The organism is Frankia sp. AgKG'84/4 (assembly GCF_023242965.2).
Taxonomy (GTDB): Bacteria; Actinomycetota; Actinomycetes; order Frankiales; family Frankiaceae; genus Frankia.
This window is the reverse complement of sequence record NZ_JALKFU020000844.1, coordinates 1-962: the sequence shown is the minus strand read 5'-3', so window position 1 is coordinate 962 and position 962 is coordinate 1. Positions and strand designations below refer to the sequence as shown.

At 77.9% G+C, this 962-nt stretch carries 1 pseudogene; it reads left to right on the top strand.

Going from position 1 to position 962, the window contains the following annotated elements:
- A pseudogene (locus tag MXD58_RS25595) lies at positions 1-962 on the top strand (helix-turn-helix transcriptional regulator); the annotation flags it as partial.

The following is a 962-nucleotide window of genomic DNA, read 5'->3' as shown; positions in this document are numbered from 1 at the left end:
CTGCACGACATCGCCGGGGACGGCCCGGGGGCCCTGGCGGCCGCCGAGAGCCTCGCCGCCCGCCTCGGTGGCCTACCTCTCGCACTGCGCGCCGCCGGACTGTTCCTCCTCGAGGCGGCGCGGATGCCACCGGTGCCCGGCGACACCACGATCCCCCGCACCTACACCGCCTACGAGCGGGCGCTCGGGACCGGCCGGGCCGAGTCGGTCCTGCCGGACCTCGACGGCGGTGTGCCAGCGGGGCGCAACACCGAACGCGCCCTGGTCGGGCCGACCTGGGAGCTGTCCCTGCGGCTGCTCGCCGCCCAGGGCCGCGGGTCGGCCCGGTCGCTGCTCACCCTGCTGGCCTGCCTCGGTGGCGATCCCGTCCCGGTCGAGCTGCTCGACTCCGCCGTGCTCGCGTCCTCGGCGCTCTTGCCAGGCCTGACGACCACCAGCCTGTGGACGCTGCTGCGGGCCCTCGCCGGGCACGGCCTCGTCGACCTGACCGCTGCCAGGGACCGGCCCGACCGGCCCGACCGGCCCGGATCCCGCGGCGACGGCGGCGGCGCGGACGGTGCCGCGGCCCTCGACCAGGTGTGGCTGCATCCGCTCGTACGCGACAGCTTCAGCCGGGCCGCGCACGCCTCGGGACGCCTCGAGGACTACCTGGAGACCGTCACGGCGCTGCTCACCCACGCGGCTCGCCACGGCGACCCGCGCGACCCCGACACCTGGGGCCGGTGGGCCGGGCTGCGCGGGCACGCCGACGCGGGCCTGGCGCTGCTGCGGACGCGGCGGACCTGGCGGCTCGGCGAGCTGACCGAGGCACAGCTGCCCCCGGACCTGCTGGTCCCCGCCACGCTCACCGCCCGCTTCCTGCGGGCCACGGGCCATCTCGCCGAGGCGGCCGCGATGTACAACGTGGTGCTCGCCGCCGGCCGGGCGCAGTTCGGCGACGCGCACGCCGGCGTGCTCACCGC